The following is a 581-nucleotide window of genomic DNA, read 5'->3' on the forward strand; positions in this document are numbered from 1 at the left end:
CCTCGCCTAAAAGGTTAAAAAGATTAACCGGGGCATCATCAGGATCTAAAGTAATGCTTGTACTCTCTCCTGCATTAACATCTTCAACGATGGTGATAGCAATGTTGGCTGATTCTTCACAAATTCCTGTACCTACCGTGTAGGTTCCTATAATATCAATGGGGAAGGGTCCAGTTTCTATCCTCGACAGCCCGCTCAAGTCTCCTTCAAAGGTACCATCAGTATCTCTCTCTCCTAACCACTCGATGAAAATAGCATTCATTTGTGATTGATCAGCTGCTATGTCATTCTGTAGCTGTATAGCTTCAGATTGACATATTACGTCATCTACATCCTCACCGGCATTGGCCTCACAAGGAGTTACAGTAATGGTGAAAACAGCAGTATCACTTCCAACTATACATCCGGAAGTTTCATCTACAGTGTAGCTTATCGGGTAAATTCCGGGACCTTCAGCAGAAGGATCGAACATACCGTCAGGATACCCTTCAAAGGTCCCAATGGTTTGCCCTCCTGAAATTAAACCATATAGATCCTGTGGGTCCTGAGTAATATCGTAAGTTTGTGCTACATCGGCACCT

At 43.5% G+C, this 581-nt stretch carries 1 protein-coding gene; it reads right to left on the minus strand.

Features of this window, described 5'->3' with window-relative positions; genetic code table 11:
- Positions 1-581, minus strand: a 581-nt coding sequence (locus tag HC175_RS16660) for a hypothetical protein (protein ID WP_168139488.1), incomplete at both ends; no start/stop codon positions are given.

The sequence above is a fragment of the Salinimicrobium oceani genome, from assembly GCF_012037645.1.